Origin of the sequence: Variovorax sp. J2L1-78 (assembly GCF_030317205.1) — a bacterium.
GTDB classification, from domain to species: Bacteria; Pseudomonadota; Gammaproteobacteria; order Burkholderiales; family Burkholderiaceae_C; genus Variovorax; species Variovorax arabinosiphilus.
This window is the reverse complement of the sequence record NZ_JASZYB010000002.1, coordinates 948344-973597: the sequence shown is the minus strand read 5'-3', so window position 1 is coordinate 973597 and position 25254 is coordinate 948344. Positions and strand designations below refer to the sequence as shown.

24 protein-coding genes are annotated in these 25254 nt (G+C 68.8%); 15 read left to right on the top strand and 9 right to left on the bottom strand.

Annotated features, from left to right (window positions below; translation table 11 throughout):
• Positions 1 to 180, bottom strand: a 180-nt coding sequence (locus QTH86_RS18515; RefSeq protein WP_286647664.1) for a hypothetical protein, incomplete at its 3' end; no start/stop codon positions are given.
• 160 nt (positions 181 to 340) lie between these two features.
• Complete coding sequence (locus tag QTH86_RS18510) at positions 341 to 817, bottom strand: Lrp/AsnC family transcriptional regulator (protein WP_286647663.1); 477 nt, start codon at positions 815 to 817, stop codon at positions 341 to 343.
• A 176-nt stretch (positions 818 to 993) separates the two neighbouring features.
• On the opposite strand from QTH86_RS18510, the gene QTH86_RS18505 reads away from it, so the two are divergent.
• Positions 994 to 4608 (top strand): indolepyruvate ferredoxin oxidoreductase family protein, encoded by a 3615-nt coding sequence (locus tag QTH86_RS18505; RefSeq protein ID WP_286647662.1) that lies wholly within the window; start codon positions 994 to 996, stop codon positions 4606 to 4608.
• A 67-nt stretch (positions 4609 to 4675) separates the two neighbouring features.
• On the opposite strand, the gene QTH86_RS18500 is transcribed toward QTH86_RS18505, so the two are convergent.
• Positions 4676 to 5287, bottom strand: a complete 612-nt coding sequence (locus QTH86_RS18500) for a glutathione S-transferase N-terminal domain-containing protein (protein ID WP_286647661.1) — start codon at positions 5285 to 5287, stop codon at positions 4676 to 4678.
• 139 nt (positions 5288 to 5426) lie between these two features.
• Here QTH86_RS18500 and QTH86_RS18495 point away from each other — a divergent pair, with 139 nt between their 5' ends.
• The 6 genes from QTH86_RS18495 to QTH86_RS18470 all read left to right on the top strand — a co-directional run bounded on the left by QTH86_RS18495 (position 5427) and on the right by QTH86_RS18470 (position 13132).
• Positions 5427 to 6602 (top strand): YjgN family protein, encoded by a 1176-nt coding sequence (locus tag QTH86_RS18495; protein WP_286647660.1) that lies wholly within the window; start codon positions 5427 to 5429, stop codon positions 6600 to 6602.
• Positions 6599 to 7672 (top strand): M48 family metallopeptidase, encoded by a 1074-nt coding sequence (locus QTH86_RS18490; RefSeq protein WP_286647659.1) that lies wholly within the window; start codon positions 6599 to 6601, stop codon positions 7670 to 7672. Before QTH86_RS18495 ends, QTH86_RS18490 begins: the two co-directional genes overlap by 4 nt.
• Positions 7673 to 7705: 33 nt before the next feature.
• Positions 7706 to 9085, top strand: a complete 1380-nt coding sequence (purB, locus tag QTH86_RS18485; RefSeq protein ID WP_286647658.1) for an adenylosuccinate lyase — start codon at positions 7706 to 7708, stop codon at positions 9083 to 9085.
• 122 nt (positions 9086 to 9207) lie between these two features.
• A complete protein-coding gene (locus tag QTH86_RS18480) occupies positions 9208 to 10332 on the top strand; it encodes a PepSY-associated TM helix domain-containing protein (protein ID WP_286647657.1) in 1125 nt (374 codons plus the stop codon).
• 84 nt (positions 10333 to 10416) lie between these two features.
• Positions 10417 to 12537, top strand: coding sequence for a TonB-dependent receptor family protein (locus tag QTH86_RS18475; protein ID WP_286647699.1), 2121 nt, complete (start codon positions 10417 to 10419; stop codon positions 12535 to 12537).
• A 34-nt stretch (positions 12538 to 12571) separates the two neighbouring features.
• Positions 12572 to 13132, top strand: coding sequence for a YaeQ family protein (locus QTH86_RS18470; protein ID WP_286647656.1), 561 nt, complete (start codon positions 12572 to 12574; stop codon positions 13130 to 13132).
• Positions 13133 to 13141: 9 nt separating this feature from the next.
• Here QTH86_RS18470 and QTH86_RS18465 read toward each other — a convergent pair whose 3' ends face one another.
• The gene (locus QTH86_RS18465) at positions 13142 to 13447 is read right to left on the bottom strand and encodes a DUF2007 domain-containing protein (protein WP_286647655.1); all 306 of its coding nucleotides are present in this window, start codon (positions 13445 to 13447) and stop codon (positions 13142 to 13144) included.
• Positions 13448 to 13457: 10 nt separating this feature from the next.
• Positions 13458 to 13898 (bottom strand): DUF3717 domain-containing protein, encoded by a 441-nt coding sequence (locus QTH86_RS18460; protein WP_286647654.1) that lies wholly within the window; start codon positions 13896 to 13898, stop codon positions 13458 to 13460.
• Positions 13899 to 14315: 417 nt separating this feature from the next.
• Here QTH86_RS18460 and QTH86_RS18455 point away from each other — a divergent pair, with 417 nt between their 5' ends.
• The 3 genes from QTH86_RS18455 (at position 14316) to QTH86_RS18445 (ending at position 16016) form a co-directional block, all read left to right on the top strand.
• Positions 14316 to 15053: a TerC family protein gene (locus tag QTH86_RS18455; RefSeq protein WP_286647653.1), complete on the top strand. Its 738-nt coding sequence runs from the start codon at positions 14316 to 14318 to the stop codon at positions 15051 to 15053.
• 48 nt (positions 15054 to 15101) lie between these two features.
• Positions 15102 to 15566 (top strand): hypothetical protein, encoded by a 465-nt coding sequence (locus QTH86_RS18450; RefSeq protein ID WP_286647652.1) that lies wholly within the window; start codon positions 15102 to 15104, stop codon positions 15564 to 15566.
• A gap of 99 nt (positions 15567 to 15665) precedes the next feature.
• Entirely contained in the window at positions 15666 to 16016 is a 351-nt protein-coding gene (locus tag QTH86_RS18445) for a phage holin family protein (protein WP_286647651.1), read from the top strand.
• A 3-nt stretch (positions 16017 to 16019) separates the two neighbouring features.
• Here the strand turns inward: QTH86_RS18445 and QTH86_RS18440 are convergent, their stop codons facing one another.
• Complete coding sequence (locus QTH86_RS18440) at positions 16020 to 17660, bottom strand: M48 family metalloprotease (RefSeq protein ID WP_286647650.1); 1641 nt, start codon at positions 17658 to 17660, stop codon at positions 16020 to 16022.
• A gap of 63 nt (positions 17661 to 17723) precedes the next feature.
• Between QTH86_RS18440 and moaC the strand changes: the two genes are divergently transcribed.
• Positions 17724 to 18203 carry a cyclic pyranopterin monophosphate synthase MoaC gene (gene moaC / locus QTH86_RS18435; protein ID WP_286647649.1) on the top strand — a complete coding sequence of 160 codons (480 nt, stop codon included), beginning with the start codon at positions 17724 to 17726 and terminating at the stop codon, positions 18201 to 18203.
• Here the strand turns inward: moaC and QTH86_RS18430 are convergent.
• The 3 genes from QTH86_RS18430 to QTH86_RS18420 form a co-directional block, all read right to left on the bottom strand.
• Positions 18188 to 19393, bottom strand: a complete 1206-nt coding sequence (locus tag QTH86_RS18430) for a glycosyltransferase family 4 protein (RefSeq protein WP_286647648.1) — start codon at positions 19391 to 19393, stop codon at positions 18188 to 18190. The genes moaC and QTH86_RS18430 overlap by 16 nt on opposite strands.
• Positions 19394 to 19403: 10 nt before the next feature.
• Positions 19404 to 20600 (bottom strand): glycosyltransferase, encoded by a 1197-nt coding sequence (locus tag QTH86_RS18425; RefSeq protein WP_286647647.1) that lies wholly within the window; start codon positions 20598 to 20600, stop codon positions 19404 to 19406.
• A 61-nt stretch (positions 20601 to 20661) separates the two neighbouring features.
• Positions 20662 to 22344 carry a PglL family O-oligosaccharyltransferase gene (locus tag QTH86_RS18420; RefSeq protein WP_286647646.1) on the bottom strand — a complete coding sequence of 561 codons (1683 nt, stop codon included), beginning with the start codon at positions 22342 to 22344 and terminating at the stop codon, positions 20662 to 20664.
• Positions 22345 to 22536: 192 nt separating this feature from the next.
• Here QTH86_RS18420 and QTH86_RS18415 point away from each other — a divergent pair, with 192 nt between their 5' ends.
• From QTH86_RS18415 to QTH86_RS18400, 4 genes are read left to right on the top strand one after another with little or no spacing between them, the layout of a single operon-like run.
• The gene (locus QTH86_RS18415; RefSeq protein WP_286647645.1) at positions 22537 to 22926 is read left to right on the top strand and encodes a type IV pilin protein; all 390 of its coding nucleotides are present in this window, start codon (positions 22537 to 22539) and stop codon (positions 22924 to 22926) included.
• The gene (locus QTH86_RS18410) at positions 22920 to 23549 is read left to right on the top strand and encodes a GspH/FimT family pseudopilin (protein ID WP_286647644.1); all 630 of its coding nucleotides are present in this window, start codon (positions 22920 to 22922) and stop codon (positions 23547 to 23549) included. The genes QTH86_RS18415 and QTH86_RS18410 overlap by 7 nt, the downstream gene beginning before the upstream one ends.
• A 30-nt stretch (positions 23550 to 23579) precedes the next feature.
• Entirely contained in the window at positions 23580 to 24005 is a 426-nt protein-coding gene (gene pilV, locus QTH86_RS18405) for a type IV pilus modification protein PilV (protein WP_286647643.1), read from the top strand.
• A gap of 37 nt (positions 24006 to 24042) precedes the next feature.
• Positions 24043 to 25242: a PilW family protein gene (locus QTH86_RS18400; protein ID WP_286647642.1), complete on the top strand. Its 1200-nt coding sequence runs from the start codon at positions 24043 to 24045 to the stop codon at positions 25240 to 25242.
• The last annotated feature ends 12 nt before the right edge of the window (positions 25243 to 25254 follow it).

The following is a 25254-nucleotide window of genomic DNA, read 5'->3' as shown; positions in this document are numbered from 1 at the left end:
GGCGCCCAGGTTCAGGCTGTCGGGGGTCTTGAGCAGCAGCTCGTAGTGAAACAGGCTGTTCAGGCCTTCGTGGCCTGAGAGGCGGACCGGCTCCAGGGCCGGCTGGCCGAGGACCACCGGGAGGGCGGGCGAGGAAACGCGCAGCGTGCGCGCACGCACACCGCCGAACAAGACGGACATCGAACTACTCCCTGACGACCCTTCAAACGAGGGCTCTGGGAGGGATTATCCAAACACTGCGCCGATGGCACAGGTCACCGAAAGTAGCAGCGGAGTGTTTTAGGCCTTCGCAGGCGTGACAGATGCCACGAATCGCGCATCTCGCGCGACCGCACGGCCGTTACCTCGTCAGATGCCCGAGCGGCAACGCATGGCTCGCCTTCACCTCCCCCAGCGAGAAGCTGGTGTGCAGGTCCTTCACGTTGGGCAGGTGCATCAGGCTGTTGAGCGCGAAGCGCGAGAAGGCGTCGAGGTCTTGCGCGACCACCTGCAGCTCGAACATGCCGGTGCCGCTGATGTAGTGGCAGGCGATGACCTCGGGCAGCTTGCGGATCGCCTCCTCGATCTTCTTCGTGACCTCGCTATTGGCACGTTCGGTGTCCAGGCGCACGAAGGCGAGCACGCCCAGGCCGATCTTGCGGCGGTCGATCTCGGCGTAATAGCCCTTGATGAAGCCGGACTCTTCCAGCGCCCGCACGCGGCGCCAGCAGGGCGCGGCCGACAGGCCCACGCGCTGGGCCAGTTCGGCATTGGTCAGGCGGCCATCCGTCTGGAGTTCTTTCAGGATGGCGAGGTCGAACTTGTCAAGGCTTTCCATGAAGTGCGATTCTAAGAAAGGATCTTCCAGAAACTAGGGTTTCCCTGGCGATATCTGAAAGCACCTGTCTGCCACCCGCCAATACACTTTCCGGAGCATCATGAGGGCTCAGCCCCTATCGGGGCAACCCCGCCCAGCCAGGCCCACAAGGCCATGCCAAACCGGAGACACAGACGATGAACGCCCCCCTGCCCGAGCACATCCGCAAAGCCCTGGAAACGGTCACGCTCGACGACAAATACTCGCTCGACTACGGTCGCGCCTTCATGTCGGGCGTGCAGGCCCTGGTCAAGCTGCCCATGCTGCAGCGCCTGCGCGACCAGCAGGCCGGCAAGAACACCGCCGGCTTCATCAGCGGCTACCGCGGCTCGCCGCTCGGCGGCTACGACCAGGCGCTGTGGAAGGCGAGCAAGTACCTCAAGGCGCAGAACATCGTGTTCCAGCCGGGCGTGAACGAAGAGCTGGCGGCCACCGCGCTCTGGGGCACGCAGCAGCTGGGCTTCTCGCCGCCGGGCACCAACAAGTTCGACGGCGTCTTCGGCATCTGGTACGGCAAGGGGCCGGGCGTGGATCGTTGCTCCGACGTCTTCAAGCACGCCAACATGGCGGGCACCACCGAATTCGGCGGCGTGATCGCCGTGGCGGGCGACGACCACATCAGCAAGAGCTCGACGGCCGCGCACCAGAGCGACCACATCTTCAAGGCCTGCGGCACGCCGGTGTTCTTTCCGACGAACGTGCAGGAGATCCTCGACCTGGGCATCCACGCCTTCGCGATGAGCCGCTTCTCGGGCGTGTGGTCGGGCATGAAGACGATCCAGGAGATCGTCGAATCCAGCGCCACCGCGATGATCGACCCCGAGCGCGTCGACATCGTCATCCCCACCGATTTCGAGATGCCGCCCGGCGGCCTGCACATCCGCTGGCCCGACCATGCGCTGGAGCAGGAAGCCCGGCTCATGCATTACAAGTGGTACGCGGCGCTCGCGTACATCCGCGCCAACAAGCTCAACCACAACGTCATCGAAGGCCCGAACGACCGCTTCGGCATCATGGCCAGCGGCAAGGCCTTCAACGACACGCGCCAGGCACTGATCGACCTGGGCCTGGACGACGCGGCCTGCCGGCAGATCGGCATCCGGCTGCACAAGGTCGGCGTGGTGTGGCCGCTCGAGGCACAGCTCACGCGCGACTTCGCCACCGGCCTGCAGGAGATCCTGGTGGTCGAGGAGAAGCGCCAGGTCATCGAGTACCAGCTCAAGGAAGAACTCTACAACTGGCGCTCCGACGTGCGGCCCAACGTGGTCGGCAAGTTCGACGAGGGCGTGGGTGCCAGTGCCGACGGGTACTCCGGCGGCGAATGGTCGATGCCCAACCCGACCTCGCACACGCTGCTGCGCGCCAACGCCGACCTCAACCCGGCGCTGATCGCCAAGGCCATCGCGCAGCGGCTGCGCAAGACCGGCCTGCTCGACCAGGTCGGCGCCGACATGCGCGCGCGCATCGACGCGCAGCTCGCCATCCTCGAAGCGAAAGAGCGCTCGATGGAGGTCATCAAGCTCGACGGCGTGCAGGGCGCCGACCGCCAGCCCTGGTTCTGCTCGGGCTGCCCGCACAACACCAGCACCGTGGTGCCCGAGGGCTCGCGCGCGATGGGCGGCATCGGCTGCCACTTCATGGCGACCTGGATGGACCGCAGCACCATCGGCTTCACGCAGATGGGCGGCGAGGGCGTGCCGTGGGTGGGCCAGCAGCCCTTCACGACCGACCAGCACATCTTCGCGAACCTGGGCGACGGCACCTACTTCCACAGCGGCCTGCTCGCCATCCGCCAGAGCATCGCGGCGGGCGTGAACATCACCTACAAGATCCTCTACAACGACGCGGTCGCCATGACCGGCGGCCAGCAGGTCGGCGAGCGGCCCGAAGGCCACTCGGTGCTGCAGATCGCGCAGAGCCTGCAGGCCGAGGGCGCCGTCAAGGTCGTGATCGTCACCGACGAACCGGAGAAGTACGAAGGCGTGAAGGTGGCGGGCGATCCGGAGGTGAAGCACCGCGATCTGCTGGACGACATCCAGCGCGAGTTCCGAGAGATCAAGGGCACGACCGCGATCATCTACGACCAGACCTGCGCCACCGAGAAGCGCCGCCGCCGCAAGCGGGGCACGGCCGTCGACCCGGCCAAGCGCGTCGTGATCAACGAGCTGGTGTGCGAAGGCTGCGGCGACTGCAGCGTGCAGAGCAACTGCCTCTCGGTGGAGCCGCTGGAAACCGAATTTGGCCGCAAGCGCACCATCAACCAGAGCACCTGCAACAAGGACATGAGCTGCCTCAAGGGCTTCTGCCCGAGCTTCGTCACGGTCGAGGGCGGTGCGCTGAAGAAGAAGTCGAAGGCCAAGGCCAATTCGCCCTTCGACACTTCTGTATGGGGCACGATGCCCGAGCCGACCGTGCCGCAACTCGCGCGCGATCAGGTGTGGGGCATCGTGGTCGCCGGTGTCGGCGGCACGGGCGTGATCACCATCGGCCAGCTGCTCGGCATGGCCGCGCACATCGAAGGCAAGGGCATCGTCACGCAGGACGCAGCCGGCCTCGCGCAGAAGGGGGGTGCGACCTGGAGCCATGCGCTCATCGGCGACACCCAGGACGCGATCCGCACCACGCGCGTGGGCACGGCCGCGGCCGACCTCATCCTCGCGGCCGACCCGCTGGTGGCCGTCAACGCCGAGACGCTGGCGCGCATGCGCGAAGGGCGCACCCGCGTCGCGCTCAACAGCCACAGCACGCCGACCGCTGCCTTCGTGCGCAACGCCAACTGGGTGAACCCGCAGGACGACTGCGCGAACCAGATCGCACGCATCGTCGGGCTGGACGGCCTCGGCAGCTTCGACGCCGACGCGGCCGCCGTGTCACTGATGGGCGACAGCCTCTACGCCAACCCGATGCTGCTCGGCTACGCCTGGCAGAAGGGCTGGGTGCCGCTGGACTACGCGTCGCTGATGCGCGCGATCGAGCTCAACAACGTCGCCATCGAGAACAACAAGACGGCCTTCGAATGGGGCCGTCGCGCGGCACACGACCTGGCCTCGGTGCAAAAGCTGGTGTCGCCCGGGCAGGTGATCGAATTTAAGAAGCGCGAGACGGTCGACGCGCTCGTGGCGCGCCGCGCGGAGTTCCTGACCGGCTACCAGAACGCGGCGTACGCGGACCAGTACAAGGCCTTCGTTGCCAAGGTGCGGCAGGCCGAAACGGCCGCGGTCGGCAAGACGACGATCACCGAGTCGGTGGCGCGCTACCTGTTCAAGCTGATGGCGTACAAGGACGAGTACGAGGTGGCGCGTCTGCACACCGATCGCGCGTTCCTGGATCGCGTCGAAGGGATGTTCGAAGGCGACTTCAAGCTCAATTACCACCTGGCCCCGCCGCTCATCGCGAAGAAGAACAGCAAGGGTCAATTGCAGAAGCAGAAGTTCGGCCCCGGCATGCTCACGGGCTTCAAGGTGCTGGCCCGGCTCAAGGGCCTGCGCGGCACGGCGCTCGACATCTTCGGTCGCACCGAGGAGCGCAAGACGGAACGCGCGCTGATCGGCGAGTACCGCGCGAGCATCGAGGAAGTGATCGCCGGCCTGAGCGCTGCGAACCATGCGACGGCCGTGGAGATCGCCACGCTGCCGGAGCAAATCCGCGGCTACGGCCATGTGAAGGAACGCAACCTGGCGGCGGCACGCACGCGCTGGACCGAGCTGATGGCGAAGTGGCGCAACCCGACGGCGGAACGCGCGGCCGCCTGAGTTGCGCCCACCCATGAAAAAAGCGCCTCGCGGCGCTTTTTTCGTTGCAAGCGTCGACGCGACGGCGTCAGGGTTTGGTGTCGGCGAAGCTCGGGCGCAGCATCAGCTTCTCCTGCAGCTTCGCGAGGTTGCTGTACTGGGCGCGCCAGTCGATGTCCGGGAAGCGGAACTCGATCCAGCCCAGCGCGCAGCCGACCGCGATGTCCGACAGGCTCAGGTGGATGCCGCTGCAGAAAGGCTTGTCGCCCAGGCCCTTGGCCATGGCGGCGATGCCGCCCACCATCTTGGCGCGTTGACGATCCATCCAGGTCTGGCTGCGTTCGCCGTCGGCGCGGCCCGCCCAGGTGGCTTCGAGGCGGCACAGCACGCCGGCGTCCATCACGCCGTCGGCCAGGGCTTCCCAGGTCTTGACTTCGGCGCGCTCGCGGCCCTGCTGCGGAATGAGCTTGCCCACCGGCGACAGGGTGTCGAGGTATTCGACGATCACGCGCGAGTCGAACATCGCCTCGCTGCCCTCCATCACCAGGCAGGGCACCTTGCCCAGCGGGTTCGAGCTGGCAATGGTGGTGTCGGGCGCCCAGACGTCTTCCTGGACGAACTGATAGTCAAGGCGCTTTTCGGCCATGACGACGCGGACCTTGCGCACGTAGGGGCTGGCGTTGGATCCAATCAGTTTCATTCGGCTTCTCTCTTCCCTCTGGGTCATCGTTCTAGCGCTTTGATTCTAGTGTGCGACCCCGGGTGGGCACGGGACGCCCCGATGCGCAGCCGCCCCCGGCATGCAGAATCGTGGCGCATCACCAACGAGGGAGGACCCCATGACCATGGCCATCGACACACCCGCGGGGCCGCCCCCCGAACGCCATCCGATCGGCTTCACCGCCAGCGGCAGCGAGTACTTCCGTATCTGGATCGTGAACCTGCTGCTCATCGTCGTCACCCTGGGGCTTTACCTCCCCTGGGCCAAGGTGCGCAAGCTGCAGTACTTCCATGCCAACACCTGGGTCGACGGCGACGCGCTGGGCTTCCATGGCGAGCCGGCGAAGATGCTGCGCGGCACGCTGATCGCCGCCGCCTTCCTGATCGTCTATTCGGTGGGCAGCCATTTCTCCGGCTGGGCTGCGCTGCTGGCGGCGCTGGCCTTCGTCGGCCTCTGGCCGGCGCTGTTCCGGGCGTCGATGCGCTTCCGGCTGGCAAACACCAGCTGGCGCGGGCTGCGCTTTCGCTTCACCGGCGACACGGCCGGGGCCTACGGTGCGCTGATGCCGCCGCTCGCCCTGGCCCTGCTGCCCTTCGCCGTGGCCGGGCTCACGGTCGAGAGCGGCGAGGGCGGCAGGCCGGCTGCGCCGTCGCCCGCGGCCACCGGGCTGATCGGTCTGTGCATGCTGGTCTTCTTCGTCGGCCTGCCCTTCTTCCTCTGGAAGCTGCGGCGCTACCAGCATGGCCACTACGCCTACGGCGGGCTGCAGACGCGGCTCGACGCCGACGTGGGCGTGGTCTATGGCGTCTTCATCAAACTGATCGGGCTGACGCTGGCGGTCATGGTGCTCGCGGGCCTGGGAGTGGGCCTGCTGATCGGCATCGGCGCGATCGGTCGCCAAGGCCCCGGCATGGGGGTCGCCATGGTCGCGACACTGATGATCTTCGCGATCGGCGGCGTGCTGCTGTTCAACATCCTGCCCAAGTCCTACCTGCAGGTGCGGTTGCAGAACCTGCTGTGGTCGACCACCGGCAACGAGGTGCTGCTCTTCGACAGCCGCCTGAAGCTCGGCCCCTTCCTGCGCCTGCAGCTGAAGAACTACCTGCTGATCTTTCTGACGCTCGGCCTGTACTGGCCCTTCGCCGTGATCGGCACGCGGCGCGCCCAGCTCGAGGCGGTCACGCTGGAGACGCGCACCCCGCTCGACGAACTCACCCGCGCCGCGGGCGAAGAAGACCCGAGCGCCGCCGGCGACATGGCGGCCGACCTGTTCGGCCTGGACATCGGGATGTGAGCCCGGTGACCGACACGCTCGACGCGCGCTACTTCGACGGCCGCAGCAGCCGGCCGCGGGCCGCCCGCCTGTACCTGGCCGACGGCCAGTTGCACATCACGCCCGCCGCCACCGAGCCGGCGACGTTCGAGGCGCTCGCCGTGCCGATCGCGCAGATCCGCTGGCCGGAGCGCACCCGGCACGGCGGGCGGCTCGCGTCGCTGCCGGGCGGCGCCAGCGTGCAGGCGCTCGACGTGCCCGGCTGGGACGACTGGTGCGCCCGCACCCTGCCCGGGCGCGAGAGCCCCGTCGTGCGCGCCCAGCAGAGCTGGCGGGGCGTCGCCCTCGCGCTGGTGCTGCTGCTCGCCGCCACCGCGGCCGTGTACCAGTGGGGGCTGCCGTGGATCGCGCGCGGCGTGACGGCGCTGGTGCCGCAGCAGGTCGACACGCTCATCGGCGCACAGGCGCTGGCATCGCTCGACGAATCGATGCTGCGCCCCAGCGCCCTGCCGGCGGACACGCAGGAGCGCATCCGCCGCGCCTTCACGCGGATGGTGGCCGGCGCGCACCCCGAGGGCGCGCCACCGTGGAACCTGCAGTTCCGCCAGGGCCGCGACGACAAGCTCGGGCCGAACGCGCTGGCGCTGCCGGGCGGCACCATCGTGCTGACCGACGCGCTGGTGCAGTTGCTGCCGGGCGACGAGGACGCGGTGCTCGGCGTGCTGGGCCACGAGTTCGGCCACGTGCGGCTGCGCCACACGATGCGCCAGCTGGTGCAGGCCTCGGCCGTCGGTTTCGCGGTGTCGATCGCCTTCGGCGACTTCGGCACGCTGATCGGCACGGCGCCGGTGGTGCTGGCGACGCTGGGCTATTCGCGCGACGCCGAGCGCGAGGCCGACGAGGAATCGGTGCGCCTGATGCGTGCCGCCGGCATCTCGCCGCGCGTGATGGCGGGCTTCTTCGAAGCCATCGAACGCTGGCGCGGCGACCAGGCGCGCGACGGCCGGAACGACAGCGCCATCGGCCTGGCCTTCGCCACGCACCCGGCCACGGCGGAGCGCATCGCCTTCTTCAAGGCGGCCGCCGAATAGGGTGCGGGCGGGGCGACGCCTAAAATTCGCCCCATGAGCTTCTCCACCGTTTCCGCCCTTTCCCCCCTCGACGGCCGCTACGCCGCCAAGCTGGCCGCGCTGCGCCCCCTGATGAGCGAGCAGGGCTACATGCACCGGCGCGTGCAGGTCGAGGTGGCCTGGTTCATCGCGTTGTCCGACTGCGGCTTCGCCGAATTCAAGCCGCTCACGCCCGGCGCCCGCAAGTACCTGATGGGCCTGGTCGCCAACTTCGCCGAGGCCGATGCGATCGCGATCAAGGAGATCGAGAAGACCACCAACCACGACGTGAAGGCGGTCGAGTACTGGATCAAGTCGAAGTTCGAGGCCCGGCCGGAGCTGCTGGCCGCGGCCGAGTTCGTGCACTTCGCCTGCACCAGCGAAGACATCAACAACACCAGCCACGCGCTGCAGATCCAGGCGGCGCGCGACAAAGTGATGCTGCCCGCGCTCGACGGGCTCGTCGCCAAACTGCGCGAGATGGCGCACCAGTTCGCCGACGTGTCGATGCTCTCGCGCACGCACGGCCAGACCGCCAGCCCGACCACTGTCGGCAAGGAGATCGCCAACGTCGCAGTGCGCCTGGCCAAGGCCCGCGAGCAGATCGCCGGCGTGCAGCTGCTGGGCAAGATGAACGGCGCCGTGGGCAACTACAACGCCCACATGGCCGCCTGGCCCGACTTCGACTGGGAAGGCTTCAGCCGCAAGGTCGTCGAGACGCCGGCACCGCTGGGCCTGGGCCTCGCCTTCCAGCCCTACAGCATCCAGATCGAGCCGCACGACTACATGGCCGAGCTGTTCGATGCGGTGGCGCGCGCCGACACCATCCTCATCGACTTCTCGCGCGACATCTGGGGCTACGTGAGCCTGGGCTACTTCAAGCAGCGCCTGAAGAAGGGCGAGATCGGCTCGTCGACCATGCCGCACAAGGTCAACCCGATCGACTTCGAGAACGCCGAAGGTAACCTGGGCCTGGCCAACGCGCTGCTGCGCCACCTGAGCGAGAAGCTGCCCATCAGCCGCTGGCAGCGCGACCTGACCGACAGCACCGTGCTGCGCAACATCGGCGTGGCCTTCGGCTACGCGACGCTGGCGTACGCGAGCCTGATGACCGGCCTGGGCAAGCTCGAGATCAACGAGGAAGCCATCGCCGACGACCTCGACGCCTCGTGGGAAGTGCTGGCCGAGCCAATCCAGACCGTGATGCGCCGCTTCGGCGTGCAGGGCGCCTACGAGCAGCTGAAAGAGGTGACGCGCGGCAAGACCGTGACGGCCGAGGCGCTGCACGGGCTGATCCGTTCGCTGGAGATTCCCGAGGCCGAGAAGGAACGGCTGCTGGCCATGACGCCGGCGAGCTATATCGGTCAAGCCGCGGAACTCGCTCGTAGAATTTGAGTTCGCGCGCGGAGCCGCCGGGACCGGAGGGTCCCTCACACCGGCCCACGCGCTCCCCAGCCAACGCGCCCTCGACGGCGCGCCAGCCAACGACCTCGACGGGACTTCGGTCCTCTGCGTTCATGGCGCTCGCCTCCCTGCGCATCCTCTGGCTTCGCATCCACCGCTGGACCGGCCTCACCCTGGGCCCCCTTCTCGGCATCACCGCTCTGCTCGGTGCCATGCTGGTGGTGGCGGCGCCGCTGGATCGCCTCGCGCACCCCGCGCTGTTCACCGCCCGCAGTGCGCAAACCACGGCCGCGCTGCCGCTGGAGCCGCTGCGCCAGCGCCTGGTCACCGAATTCGGTCCGCAGGCCCGCTTCACCCTGCGCCCGCCGCATCAGCCGGGCGAAACCTACTGGGTGCTGGTGCGCGGTCCGTGGGACGGCACGCTGTACCTCGATCCGGCGACCGGCGCGGAGCAGGGCCGGCGCGGCACCCACGAAGGCGCCTACAACCTGCTGTTCGAACTCCACAGCAGCCTGCTGCTGGACGACACCGGCAAGGCCGTGCTGGCCATCGCGGCGATCGCCTACCTGCTGCTGCTCGCCACCGGCCTGGTGCTGTGGTGGCCGCGGCGCTGGCCGCCTTCGCTGCGCATCACGCTCGACCGGGGCCTGCTGCGCGGCCTGTTCGACCTGCACCGCACCGGCGGCGCGCTGCTCGGGCTGCTGATCGCGGTCTCCGTCTTCACCGGCGCCTACATGGCCTGGCGGCCGCTGGGCGGGTTCATCTCGTCGGCGCTCGGCCAGCCGACCTTCAAGCCGCCGGCCGTTCCCAAGGGCGCGCCCGGCGGGCCCCGACTGTCGCTCGACGCGCTGGTGGCGCGCGCCCAGCAGGTGTTTCCCGGCCAGCCGATCGGCTACGTGCAGGTGCCGTCCGAACCGAACCGGGCGATGCGGGTGCGCTTCCGGCTCGATGACGATCCACACCCGAACGGCATCGGCTCGGTCTGGCTGCACCCGCTGAGCGGGGACGTGCTGGCAACGCGCCGCTGGCAGGACCTGGACAGCGGCAACGGCATGGTCGCGGTGGTCTACCCGCTGCACACCGGGGTGCTCGGCGGCCCGTGGCACCAGGTCGCCACGGCCCTGATCGGGCTCGCCTTGAGCGGGCTGGGCCTCAGCGGCGTCTGGCTCTGGTGGCGCCGCCGGGCCGGTGCCTTGGCGGCCCGCCCCGACGCACCACCGCGCCCCAGCCCGCGCTGACACCGCGCCGACGCCTCATCCGCCCCCCTTTTACAACCGAGAAGGAACCCCGTGTTTCCACAGAAAAAATGCGCCGCCCTCGTGATGGCGCTCTTCCCCATCAGCTTCCAGGCGGTCGCCGCCGAGGGCGATGCCACCGGTTCGCTCGACGCCGTTACCGTCACCGGTGACTGGCTCGGCACGCCGACCGAAACCAAGGTGCTCGAGCACGCCGGTGCGCGGACCATCATCGAGCGCCCGCAGATCCAGGAGAGCGGCTCGAGCAGCGTGCGCGACGTGCTGCGCCAGGTGCCCGGCGTGCAGGTGCAGGAGAGCAACGGCACCGGCGGCAGCGACATCTCGCTGAACGTCGGCGTGCGCGGCCTGACCTCGCGGCTGTCGCCGCGCTCCACCATCCTGCTGGACGGCGTGCCGCTCGCCTATGCGCCCTACGGCCAACCGCAGCTGTCGCTGGCGCCGCTGTCGCTGGGCAACCTCGAGGCGGTCGACGTGGTGCGCGGCGCGGGCTCGGTGCGCTACGGACCCCAGAACGTCGGGGGCATCATCAACTTCGTGTCGCGTGCGATTCCGAAGCCGTTCACGGCCGAGGCCAGCATGGGCGTCGAAAGCGCCAGCCATGGCGGCGGCACCAAGACCACGCCGAGCGTGTTCATCGGCGGCACCAACGACAACGGCCTGGGCCTGGCGCTGCTGTACTCGGGCACGCACGGCGACGGCTGGCGCCAGAGCAACGACCACGTGAGCATCGACGACCTGATGCTCAAGGGCACCTACCGCATCTCGAAGACCGACGACATCGCCGTCGCGCTGCATCACTTCGAGGGCAGCGGACGCATGCCGGGCGGGCTGACCACGGCGCAGTTCGCGGCCAACCCGTTCCAGTCAGACCGCCCCTTCGACGAGTTCACCGGCCGCCGCACCGACGGCTCGATCCGCTACACGCACAACGACGGCGTCAACAAGTTCGAACTGCTGACCTACTACACCGACTCGTTCCGCGGCAGCCACCTCGAGCAGGAAGGCACCGGCGCGACGGCCGGCCAGCGCCGCCTGACGGCCGCGCCGCGCGACTACACGACCTTCGCGGTCGAGCCGCGCTACTCGCGCCTGTTCGATTCGGGCAGCGTGGTGCAGGAGGTGAGCGTGGGCTACCGCTACCTGAAGGAAGAGGCGTCGGAGACCGCCACGCGCAGCGCCTACTACCGCCCGCGCGCAGGCTTCGACGCCTACCGCCTGGCCAACCCGGCGTACCAGACCAGCGAAGGCGGCACGACCGCGCATGCCTTCTACATCGACGACCGCATCGACTTCGGCAACTGGACGATCACACCCGGCGTGCGCCACGAGTCGATCAGCTCGTTCAACAACGTCTACACGGTGGCGAACAACCGCATCACCGGCGCGATCTTTCCGGCGATCGATTCCGACGAGTGGCTGCCGACGCTGTCGGCGATGTACCGCCTGAACGCGCGCTGGTCGCTGTTCGCGAACGCGGGCGTGTCCTTCGGGCCGCAGCAGTACGCGCAGCTCGCGCAGTCGACCACCAACCTGCACCCCGAGAAGGCCAAGACCTACGAGCTCGGCACGCACTACAAGGGCGAAGCCTGGAGCGGCGAACTGACGCTGTTCAACATCGACTTCGACAAGGAGCTGCAGCTGGCGCGCTCCATCACCGGCGAGGTCGGCCAGTGGACCGACCTGGGCGCCACGCGCCACCGCGGGCTGGAGTCGGGGCTGCGCTACGACCTCGGCACGCTGAGCGCGTCGCTCAAGGGGCTGTCGGTGTCGGGCACCTACACATACACGCAGGCCATCTCGAAGGCCGGCGTGTTCGCGGGCCGCGACCTGCCGTTCTACTCGCGGCAGGTGGCGACGCTCGGTGCGCGCTACGAGCGCGGGCCGTGGGTCTTCAACGCCGACGTGTACGCCCAGTCGAAGCAGCGTTCGCCGGGTTCGCCGGATGCCGGCGCGGTCTACGTCACGCAGGAAGACGCGACGGGCCGGCTGGGCGACATCCCCGGCTACGCCACGATGAACCTGCGCGCGGGCTACGACTTCGGCAGGAACCTGAGCAACCTGAAGGTGGCCGTCGGTGTCAAGAACGCATTCGACCGCCGCTACTTCAACCGCTCGGTCGACAACAACGGCGGCAAGTACGTGGGCCAGCCTCGCACCCTGTACGTGCAGGCGTCGGTGGGCTTCTGAGCCCGGCGGTGCGCGGGCCTACACTCGCGCACCCATGGCCCTCAAATCCACCATCTTCAAGGCGAACCTCGCGGTCGCCGACATCGACCACAACTACTACGCCGACCACGCGCTCACGCTCGCTCGCCATCCGAGCGAGAACGACGAGCGCATGATGGTCCGGCTGATCGCGCTGGCGCTCAACGCCCACAAGCTGCAGAGCGTGTGCGACGGCGACGGCGTGCTGGGCTTCGGCGCGGGGCTGTCGAACCCGGACGACCCCGACGTGTCGCTGCGCGACTTCACCGGACGCACACGCGTCTGGATCGAGGTCGGCCAGCCGGAGGACAAGCCGCTGCTGAAGGCCTGTGGCAAGGCCGACGAGGTGCTGCTGTACTGCTTCAGCCATGCCGCGGGCATCTGGTGGAAGGGCATCGAGAACAAGCTCACGCGCTTGCAGAACCTGCAGGTGTGGCGCATTCCGAGCGAGACCTCGCAGGCGGTCGCGGCGCTGGCGCAGCGCAGCATGCAGCTTCAGGCGACGATCCAGGAAAACGCGCTGATGCTGGGTGACGGCAAGAACAGCATCGACATCGAGCTCCAGCGGCTCAAGTAAGCCTTCGTCTCACGCGGCAGGCATCATCGCGCCGCACTGCCAGCACTGCTCGAAGCCGCCTTCGACCAGTTCACCGCAGCCGCAATGCCAGCGGCGTTGCGGGCGCTGCTGCAGGTCGCGCAGCGCGGCCTGGGCCAGCCCGAACTGCGCATCGTCCTCGATCCATATCTCGGGCAGGCATTGGTCCGGCGGCAACTGGCCGGCCGCTGCACCGAGGAATTCGCGCTGCACCGAGGCCGCGATGCCGTCTTCGCGCAGCGCATGCACCCAGAGCGTGGCGATCGCGAGGTTGGGAGCCTGGGCGAGTCGGCGCATCACAACGGGCTCAGGTCGGCGTGTCGTCCGGCGGCGCGGGAGGCTGGGCCTCGCGCGCCCGTTCGGCGTAGGTGTTGAAGCGCCAGGCACGGTCTTCCATCGTGATGCGGCGCCAGGTCTGGCGCTTCTCCGCCGGCGTCATGGCGGGCCAGTGCTGCACTTCGCCGAAGCTGCGGCCGCAGCCCTTGCACTCGTCGTCGCCCTGGCTGGTCGAGCAGATCGCGATGCACGGCGTGTCGATGGTGGTCTGGTACCAGGCCATCCACGCGGCCCAAGCCTCGGCGGGGAAGCCGACTTCGTCGACCTCGTCTTCGTGGTGGAACACCATGAGCGCGTAGACCTCCGCCAGCGCGCGCAATTCAGGCGCCAGCGTGATGCCGTCGGGCGAGGGCTTGAGCGCGCGCCAGTGGTTGATGGCGGCCTCGATGTCGGTGATGTGGATGGCGGCCATGGGTCAGGAAAAACTGCGGAGCGGCATCATAGTGCGGCAAAGTCCCGGGCTCGTCCAAGGTTATGAACCGCTATGCTTTTGAAAGCATCAAGCCCTTTATTCATGCGGACCTCAGGGCGCTTTTCCTTAAGACAGGGACAAGTCCGGTTGCCAGCCCTGAACGCAGGATGCTCTAATCCGTGCACGAAGGGGAGTAGCTCCCGCCCGCCGTTCACGCCGCGGGTATCGCCAGGTCGTCAATACGAAGCACAACACTTCCGGCCTGTCGGGCATCGCCATGCGCGTTGCCGAGCAAGACCTTCGATTTGAACCTGGCAGGTTCGATCGAAGCGTTTGCGCGGCCCGTTGACTCTGGTCTTTCATTCAGTCGCTTCGATCCGATCCGCTCGGCCCTTATCGAAATGCACAGAGGACGCCATGGAAGCTTTTATGACCCCGGAATTCTGGGTCGCGGTCGGTCAGATCATCATGATCGACATTCTCTTGGGCGGCGACAACGCCGTCGTCATCGCGCTGGCCTGCCGCAAGCTGCCACCCGCCCAGCGCACGAAGGGCATCCTGTGGGGAACCGCCGGCGCCATCGTCCTGCGCGTCATCCTGATCTTCTTCGCGCTCACGCTGCTGGCCATTCCGTTCCTGAAGATCGTCGGTGCGCTGCTGCTGCTGTGGATCGGCGTGAAGCTGCTGGCACCGGACCATGACGACCCGCACGGCAACATCCAGGGCAGCGACAAGCTTTGGGCAGCCGTCAAGACCGTGATCGTGGCCGACCTGGTGATGAGCGTGGACAACGTGATCGCCATCGCCGGTGCGGCGCAAGGTGCCGGCGGCGGCCACCAGATGCCGCTCGTGATCTTCGGCCTGCTCGTGAGCATCCCGATCATCGTCTGGGGCAGCCAGCTGGTAATCAAGCTGATGGACCGCTTCCCGATGATCATCACGCTGGGCGGCATGCTGCTGGGCTGGATCGCCGGCACGATGCTGATCTCCGACCCGGCCGTGGTGCGCCTGGACGCCTGGACCTGGGTGCCGAAGATTCCGCAGACCGACATCGCCAAGTACGCCGCCGGCATCGCCGGTGCCCTGCTGGTGCTGGCCATCGGCAAATGGGTTGCTTCGCGCCGTCCGAAGGCGCACGATGCAGCCACCGTCTGATCTCGCGACCGAAGTCTCTGCCACTCTAACTACCTGAAGGAGCGCATCGTGGAAAAGATCATCCTGTACGTCGACGACGCGGCCTACGCCCGCGATTTCCTCGCCAAGGTGCCGGCCGGCACCGTGAGCGCCGGCGCCAAGCACTGGGTGCTGGTGGCCTGTGCCCCGCGCATGACGCACCGCATCAGCAAATGGGTCAGCCACAGCGCCCGCGAGAACTGGCGCGGCAAGTGGTTCGCCAAGACGCAGGACCAGATGCTGCCGCTGCTGCAGCGGCCGGGCGATGCGATCACGCCGGTGCTGGCCCAGGGCTCGCTGACCGATCTCACGCAGCGCCTGAAGCAGGAACACGGTGCAGCGCGCGTTATCGATGCGCGCCGCCCGAAGCTCGGCGTCGACATGGAGCCTGTGTCGCCCGACCAGAAGCCCGCCGGCCACAGCGGCTGGGTCCTGCCCGGTGCGACCATGGGCCTGGGCGCTCTGCTGGTCCTGGCCAACGAGTTGGCCGAATAAGCCAGCCCACCGCGCGGGCGCATCGCGCCCGCCACGACGGCCGCCTCCGGGCGGCCGTTTCTTTTGGGGCGCCGGCCATGCTGGGGTATCCTGCCCGCCATGCGACTCCTCCTACGATGGCTTCTCAGCGCGGCGGCCTTGCTCGTCGTCACTTACCTCTACAGCGGCGTGCAGGTGAGCAGCTTCACCTCGGCGCTGATCGCGGCTGCGGTGATCGGCCTGCTCAACATGGTCGTGCGGCCGGTGCTGGTGGTGCTGACCCTGCCGGTCACCATCGTCACCTTCGGCCTCTTCCTCTTCGTCATCAACGCGCTGATGTTCTGGGCCGCCTCGGGCCTGCTCGGCGGCTTCGTCGTGAAGGGCTTCGTCGCGGCGCTGATCGGCTCGCTGATCTATTCGCTGCTGCGCCTGATCATCGAGGCCGCGCTGGGCGGCTTCACGAAGCGCTGAGGTTCAGCGCAGCGGCGGTTCGGCCTGCTGCTCTCGCAGCAGGGCTTCAACGGCACGCGCCCGGGTATCGATGATCGACGCCTCGTAGTGGTCGACGGTGCCGCCCGAGCCTCGCGCCGCCATGTCCTGGGCGGCTTTGAACCGATCGCGTGCCGCCGCGTAGTCGAGCACCGCCACGTTCGCTTCGGCGGCGGCGCGTACCGCACGCAGGCCGTCGTTCTGTGCGCTGTACACCGACGCGAGCATCTGCCACGCACCCGCATCGCGCGGATGGGTCGCGACCCAGTCGCGCAAGGGCGCGACGGCCGGCTCCGGTTGGCGCGTGGCGACGGCCGCCTGCGCCGCGAGCAGCATTTCGGCGCGTGTCTTGGCGCGCACGTCGAGCAAGGCGGCCGCCTGCGGGGCGGCGCCCGCGGCAAGGTACAGCTCGGCGCTGAGGAGGCGCGCCAAACGCGCCGACGCCGGGTCGGCCGCCGCGAGCGGGGTGAGCCGATCGGACAGCGCACGGGCCGCACGCTGATCGCGCAGCTCGTTGGCCGCCAGCGCCGCGGCGGCGAGCATGCCGGCCTGCTGTGCGGGCGAGCGCCGCGCGAACTCGGTGCCCGAGGCGGCGTCGATCCACAGGCGCAGCACGTCGACGCCGGGGCGCGACAGCACACGGGCCCGGGCGGCGACGATGGCGTGGTCCATGCGCAGCGCGGGTGCCGCCGCGCTGCGCGGGCCGGCCGGCCGCACCGCCCCGGCCAGCCCCAGGCCGGCGCTCGCATCTTCCGGCGCAGCGCCGTCGCCTCGGAACTGGAAGCGTGCCTGCATGTCGGAGATGCGTTCGCTGTTGAGCGGGTGGCTGCGCAGGTACGGGTAGGAGCCGTTGTCGTTGAGGCGCGAGGCGTACTGCAGCTTTTCGAACATCGAGGCCGCGCCCTGCGGTGCGAAGCCGGCCTGCGTCATCACGCCGAAGCCGACGCGGTCGGCCTCGCGTTCCATGTCGCGCGAGAAATTGAGCTGGTTCTGCATCGCCATGGCCTGGCTGCCCATGATCACGGCCTGCCCCGCATCGCCACTGCCGCTCTTGGTGGCGGCAATCATGCCGAGCACCAGGGCCGCCAGCATCAGCGGCATGTCGCGGCTCTGCTTGGCCATGATGCGGGCGATGTGGCGCTGCGTGACGTGCGAGAGCTCGTGGCCCAGCACCGTGGCCAGTTCGTCGCGGCTGTCGGTGACGGCGATCAGCCCCAGATGCACGCCCAGGTAGCCGCCGGGCAGCGCGAAGGCGTTGATGCTGCGGTCGCGCCCCAGCAGCACCGCCCACGCAAAGCGCTCGTCGAGTTCGGGCGTGAGCTCGCCGCGCACGCGCGCGGCGGCCAGCAGCGGCTGCCAGATGGCCTGCACGTAGTCGACCAGCACCGGGTCGTCGATGTAGTCGGGGTCGCGGTAGAGCTCGCGGGCGATCTGATCGCCCAGCCGGCGCTCGGCCGCGGCCGTCATCTCGCCGCCGTCGCCCAGGCCCGGCAGCAGCTGCGCCTGCGCGGCCGGCAGCACCAGCGCCTGCGACGCGACCAGCACGGCCAGGGCCGCCGCACGTAGCGTGCGGCGCAGCGGCCGGCGGCGGTTCAGGGAGCGATCAACGGCGGTGGGGCGCGGCATGGCGTTCGTCATGTTCAGGAAGCGGTGGGCTCGTATGATGCACACCCTTCGGGAACGTTCACCATGAGCCCACTCACCCACTTCGACGCACACGGCCAGGCCCACATGGTGGACGTGGCCGCCAAGCCCGCCACGCACCGTGTGGCGGTGGCCACCGGCCGCATCGAAATGCAGGCCAACACGCTGGCGCTGATCGAATCAGGCACCGCCAAGAAGGGCGACGTGCTCGGCATCGCGCGCATCGCCGGCATCCAGGCGGCCAAGAAGACCAGCGACCTGATTCCCCTGTGCCATCCGCTGGCGCTCACCCGCGTGGCCGTGGCCTTCGCGCTGTCCGAAGGCGGCGTGCCCCAGGTGGTGTGCACCGCGACCGTCGAGACCGTCGGCCCCACCGGCGTCGAGATGGAAGCCCTGACCGCCGTGCAGGTGGCGCTGCTCACCATCTACGACATGTGCAAGGCGGTCGATCGCGGCATGACGATCACGGACGTGCGGGTGTTGGAGAAGCACGGCGGCAAGTCCGGGAGCTACGTGGCCGACTGAGGTGCGGCGGCCGGCCGCACGGCGGCGGGCGCGGCCAGAGCCTGGCGGTAGATGGCCTCGATGCGGTCGAGCGCCGATTCGGAATCGAAACGGCGCACCTGCGACAACCCCTGGTCGACGGCGAGCTGCCGCTCGAGCGGGGACAACGCCACCACCTTCGCGATCACCTCGGCAGCCGCCGCGGTCCACGCCGCATCGGCGGGTGCGCTGGCATCGCCCGGCGGGACATAGAACGCGGCCTGGCCACCGACCTCGTTCATCGGCGCGGCATCGGTCGTGATGACCGGGCAGCCCGAGGCCATGGCTTCGGCGATGGGCCAGCCGAAGCCTTCGGCGATCGACGGGAAGAGAAAAGCGGTGGCGGTGCCGTAGAGGCCGATCAGCACGTCGTCCTCGACCTTCGACAGGAAATGCACCTCGCTCGGCGCATGCATCGCCAGCCGCTGGCTGGCCAGCGCGTCCGGCGGCGGCGGGCCGACCATCAGCAGCGGCAGCCCTTCGGGCGTGCTGCGGCGCCAGCGGTCGACCATGGCGAGTACGCCGGCGCGGTTCTTGTACCAAACGTTCACGCCCACATGCAGCAGGAAGCCGCGCGACAGGTCGATGCCCAACCGGCGCCCGAGCGCCGCACGCTGGGCCGTGATGTCATGCGCCGGAACGAACTGCGGATTGACGCCGTTGTAGACGACCTCGACGGTCGGTGCCGGCCCGACGAAGCCGCGCAGGTCCTGCTCGGTCTTCTTCGAGATCGCGATGAAGCGCCGGCCCTGCGCGAAGCCCCGGCGGATGTAGCGCTGGTAGAGCCGGCCGCTCAGGCCCGTCGGGTTCAGCGGCACCCGGCCCAGGGCGGAATGCTGCGCCAGCAGGTCGTGGCAATGAATGACATGCGGCCGCGACGCCACCAGCGGTACCCACGGCCCCAGCGAATGGTCGCTGAAGACATACAGCGTGTCGGCCGGCTGGGCCGCCATCTGCCGGCGCACCCAGCGCGGGAAGACGGCGAACTGGTCGAGGTAGCCCATCCACTTCTTTAGGCGCTCGGGCACCGGCAGCGCATGGAAGCCCGGCTGCGGCGCCCAGATGCGCACCGTGTGGCCGCGCGCGGCCATGCCGTCGGCCAGCCACTGCGTGTAGCGCGGCATGCTGGCCGAGCCGAGGAAGGTCGGATGCGCAAAAAGGACAATATTCATAGGACGATGTTCATGCGGCGACACCCATGGGTTCGTTCTGCACCGCGCGCAGGGCGCGGAGCAATCGCTGCGCCGCCTCGCCGGCGGCGAAGTGGCGTCGATAGGCGGCGAAGGCCGCCACGCCGCGCGCCGAGCGCTCGGCCGGCGACAGCGCGAACCAGCGCGTCAGCAGGCGGGTCACGCCGGCGGCGTTGTCCTCGTCGACCAGACCGCCCGGCGCGCATTCGCGCCAGATGTTGACCTGCGGGCTGATCAGCACCGGCTTGCCGCAGGCCATCGCCTCGACCACGGCGATGCCGAAGTTTTCCTGGTGGCTGGGCAGCACGAAGGCATCGCACCCGTAGAGCGCACCCCACTTCTCGTCGCCGCGCAGCATGCCGGGGAAGTACACGTCGGGCTGGCCGTCCGCCATGGCGAGCAGGCTGCGGCCATGCTCGCTCTCCAGGCCGGGGCCGGCGATCACCAGCGCCGGCATGTCGGGCCGCTTGCGCCGCAGGTCGAGGTAGGCGCGCAGCAGCAGGTCGGTGCCCTTTTTTTCGTGGACGCGACCGAGGAAGAGCAGGTAGGGCTTGTCGCCCAGGCCGGGGCAGCGGGCCGCGAAGGCGGGCGCCATGGCGGCGGTGAGCGGCGGCGGCGCCTGGATACCGAAGCCGACGTCGAGCTCGCGCTGCGGCCGGTAGGGCGAAAAGGGCTCGCGGGCCAGCAGCAGTTCCTGCGCGCAGGTGAAGAGCACGCCATCGGCACCGTTGACCGCGGCGCCTTCGAACAGCTTCCACGCCAGCACGTTGCGAAGCGCCTTCCACCGGCGCTCGGGGGCTTTCTGGAAATAGGGGTCGAGCATGCCGTGCGGCATCACGTAGAAGCGCGGGCCCGCCGCCGACTGCGCACGCCGCAGCTGCCGCAAGACGCGCCAGGTGCCGGCGTTGTTGTGCAGCCAGAGCCCCTGCGCGATGACCGCGTCGAAGCGCGAGACGTTCTCTTCCAGCCACGGCCGCAGGGCGGCGCAGTAGGCGTAGGGCCCTTTGGCCGGACCGATGGCGTGGACGGGGAAGTCGTCCTGCCCGAGAAAGCCCGCGTCGGGCGCGTCGAAGCTCAACACCTCGCTGTGGACGCCAAGCGCCGCCAGCGCCGGCACCAGGTTGCGGACGCCCTGCGACAGCCCGCCCTTGACTGGGTCCATGCTGGAAATGACGCTCAGGATCTTCATTCGGGGCAAACGATAGGCAGTCGAAAGTTTACATTTTGACCCAAATTGTGACTAGCGATGCTCAATCTCCCGGTGCATCGGGTGCTTCCCCTCGGATCCACCGGGCATATTCCACGGGATAGGCGATCTTGAAGCGCGCCGCCAGGGCCAGCGCCTCGTCGTCGCGATCGAGCAGCGTGGCGCTTTCGATCAGCTTGGCAACCACCCGCGGCTCCGGCGAGAAGTGCAGGACGCCCTGCGCCAAGGCGTTCACCGCCGGCGCATTGGCGCGCACCACCGGCGTGAGGGACAGCTCGGCGAACCGCACCTGGTCGGCGAACAGCCAGGAGGCGCGAAGCTTTTCCAGCGTGCGGTCCTGCCAGGGCGGCAGCCGCTCGGCGCGGGCCAGGTAGATCTGGCTGATGCGCAGGTAGTCCCAGCCGGTGTAGGCCACCATGGCCACCAGCAGCGCCGTCACGGCGTGCGCCGCGACCGGTCGGGCGCGTCGGGGCGCGACGGCGTCGATCGCCGAGGCCGCCGGCCACAGCAGTCCCAGGCACAGGCCGAACACCAGCTGGAAGGGCCCGTACCACAGCGGGTACTCGAGCAGGCTGTGCAGAACCATCGCACCCAGCACGCCCCAGGCCATCAGCCGCGTGGGGTCGCGCTCGCGCCAGAAACGGGCGCCCAGCACCAGCGCCATGAAACCGGCACAGACCGCGACCGCCACGGGCACCCCCAGCTCCACCGCCATATGCAGCGGCAGGTTATGGGCGTTGTCCAGGATCTCGACGAAGCGCGGCCCGGCGTACAGATGGCTGAAGTGCGCGAAGCTGAGCTCGCCCCAACCCCAGCCGCCCCAGGGACGCTCGGCGATCAGGTCCAGCACGTTGCGCCACAGCAGCAGGCGGCTGTGGCCTTCGGGTGCGCCTTCGCGCAGGCGGCGTAGCATGTCTTCGACGGCCGGGCCGGCCAGCATCGGCAGCAGGCTGGCGGCGACGAAATAGGCCGGGACCAGCGACAGCAAGCCCACCGGGTGCGGCAGCCGCGGTGCCGCGACGGCTTTGCTCCGACGCTCCCCCCACGCGAGCGCGGCCGCCCCCACGCTGATCGCCAACCACTGCAGCAGCCCGGTGCGCGAGGTCGAGGCGGCAGCGGCGAGCGTCAGCAACCCCACGCCGCCCCACCACGCCAACCGGCGCCGCCCACCGAAGTCCGCATGCAGCCACAGCGCCGCGACCAGCGCCATCGAGATCAGCGTGGCGAACTGGTTGCGCTGGCGCAGGTTGCCGTAGGCCTGCCCGACGTCGGGCGCGGTCGTGAAGGGCGCCAGCCAGTCTGCCGCGCCGTAGTACTGCAGCAGCCCGAGTACGGCGCTGAGCACACCGGCGACAAAGAGCCCGCGCGCCAGCGGCGATGCGGCCTCACCGCGCGCCCGCGCCCACCCCGCGCCGACCGACGCGGCCACGGCCGCCATCGCCAAGGCCACGCAGGCGCCCAGGCTCTGCGACAGATCGTGCCCACGCCGCAGCGCGATCGACGCGCCCAGCAATGCCAGCAGCGCCAGCACACCCCGGGACGGCAGCGCACGCGGGCCGAGCGCCCACAGCGCGGTCACGCAGGCCCAGGCGACGAGCAACTGCCAGACGTTGGCGGAGGGGCCGGCGACGAGGGGGGAGAGGAAGGGGAAGGCGATGAGGGCCGCGGGGGCGAAGCCTGGAGCGCCGGCCGAGGGGATGGTGGGCGGGGCGGCGGGGGAACTCATCGGGGGATTGTGCCGACCGAACAGTTGCATTTTCCCCATTGCACATGGACGGAAGGCACCGGCAGACAGACAAGCGGTTAACGTTTGCGACCCTGTTCTAGTGACAATTTGTCACTGTTGCCAATTTCAATGCACAAAGGTTATCCAGTGTCCAACGCAGCTACATGCCGCCCGCCCTCCAGAGGCTTTACCTTGATCGAGTTGATGATCGTGGTGGCAGTGATCGGCATCCTCGCGGCCATCGCCTACCCCTCCTACCGGGACTACGTCCTGCGTGGCCAGATCGCCGAAGGCACGGCCGGCTTGATGGGCCTGCAAGCCGACATGGAACGCCACTACCAGAATCACCGCACCTTCGCGACGATCTCCGGCGGCGCTACGACGCCTTGCGCCGCGGCACCCAAGGCGGGGCAATTCACCCTCTCCTGCGACGGCACGCCCACCGACACGGCCTACACCATCCAGGCCGCAGGCCAGGGCTTTACCTTCAAGGTCACCCACCAGAACGTGCGCTCGACCACCGCAGGCGGCTGGGGGACCTGCGGCTCCGCGTGGATCCTCAAGAGGGGCCAGGCATGCTGAATGTGGGCCCGGGCCGCCGTAGTCGGCGTCGTGCCACGGCGGGCTTCACCCTCGTCGAACTGATGGTCACCATCTCCGTACTGGCCGTCATGCTCGGCATTGCCGCGCCGCTACTGATCGATTTCGTGCGCAACAACAAGGTGCGCGCCGTCGCCAACACGCTTCAAAACGGCCTGCGCACTGCTCAGACCGAGGCCGTGCGCCGCAGCCAGCAAGTCGTGTTCGTTCTCACCAACGCCACACCCTCCGGCAATACACCCGTCGCGGCGGCAGCCAACGGCAAGAATTGGGCCGCATACACCGTCGTTCCCGACGGCTCCAGCGAAAGCATGGCGCTGCTCGACACCGGCGTCATCAATGATGTCGGCTCCGAGGTTGCCATCACCGGCCCAGCCGTACTGTGCTTCAGCAGCCTGGGGCGCCTGAATGCCAACAGCGCACCCGGCATTACTAGCGCATCGTGCGCCCTGCCATCGGGCAGTCCCGCGCAAGCCTACGGCGTGGCGCTCACCCAGGCCACGCGCAGCCTGCGCGTGCTGGTCAACGTGGGTGGGCAAGTCCGCATGTGCGACCCGAGCAAGACCTTCGACGCCACCGCCGCACCCGATGGCTGCCCGGCCTGACGTGCCCACGGCACCTCATTCGAGAACACCATGACACCCGCCTCCCCGTCCCGCCATTCCCAGCACGGCGTCGCCATGATCGAAGTGCTGGTCGCGGTCCTGATCCTTTCCTTCGGCGTGCTCGGCCTCATCGGCTTGCAGGCCCGCGCCATCGGCGTCGCCAACGATGCCGAGGACCGCAGCCAGGCCGCCCTTCTGGCCGACGAGATCATCGCCGCCATGTGGATCAACCGCTCCACCACCGTGGCCGACGACGACGTCACGGCATGGGACACAACGGTCGGCAGCCGGCTGCCCAACGGCGACGGCACCGTCACCGCCGTGCCCAACGACGCCACCCTCTCGGCCAGCGCCGTCGACGTTGCCATCACCTGGAAACAGCCCTCCAGGAAGACCGCCGATGAAGGCGGCACCCTCAGCACCCGGGCCTATCTCCCGGTTGTTCCCGTTCCCTGATCGGCGGCCCATGATGCAGCCCACACCCACTTTCGCAATGCACCGCCGGCGCCAGGCCGGCATGACCCTGGTCGAACTGCTGGTCGCGATGGCCATTGGCCTCGTCGTGGTCCTGGCAGTCACCACGATGATCGTTGTCGGCCGCCAGCACGAGCGGGTGACCACCGGCTTCAACGACATGACCCAGGGCGGCGCTTATGCCGCCACCGTCATCGACCGCGCCTTGCGCAATGCCGGCTCCGGCTTTATGCAAGGCTGGAATGCGTCCGACGGCGCCGGCGTGGACACCAATGGCGCCCTGGGCTGCAAGTTGAATGCGAAGCGCGAAACCACCGCCGTGCTGCCCCGCGCGAGCGTGCTACCAGCGCCGTTCGCCGGCTTCCTGGGCGGCGCCTCAGGCCAGGCCACGCTCGGTGTGGCACCCGTGCTCATCGGCCAAGGTCAGTCGGCCAGCGGCTCCGACATTCTGATGGTCATGGCCGGCAGCGCCGGCATCGGTGGGGTCGGCAGAGAGGTTCGGGCCAACCTCTCGGGCACCCAGATCGAACTCGACAATACCCTGGGCTTCCAGCCGGGCGACGTGCTGCTCGTCAGCGCCAGCACCGACACGGCCAGCGACTGCGCGATCACGCAGGTCGCTTCGGACTTCAGCGCCTTCCCGGCCAACGCCACGCCTTCCAAGCTACTCGGCATCGGTGGCACGTATGTGGGCGACACCGATAAGCTCGGCATGGTGATCGGCGCCGGTCTCGCAGCGCGCGGCAGCTTCATCTCCGGCATCGGCAAGGCCAGCGACCTGCGCCTGGACCTGTTCGGCGTGGGCACCGACCACGTTCTGTACCGCGGTGACCTCCTGCAGACCAGCGGCGCCGACACGCCCGAGGCTGTGTCCGAAGGCGTCGTCGCGCTGCGCGGCGCCTACCGCGTGGACGGCAACATCAGCACCAGCAGCTTCGCCACGACAAGCCTGAGTTGGCAGGCGCCCACCGGCACCTACGCGCCCGCGACCCTGCTGGCCGAAAGCCCGCCCGAGCACCTGCGCCGCATCGTCGGCGTGCGCGTCAGCCTGCTGCTGCGCAGCAACTCGCGCCAGCCGCAGATCGCGGCCGACGCGGAATACAAGCTGCTCAAAGACCTGCCGGGCGAAAGCACAGTCACGCTTTCCGACGCCGACCGCCACTACGCGCACCGCGTGGTCGAAACCACGATTCCCCTGCGCAACGCCCTGATGCCCTGACTGGGCCGCTCC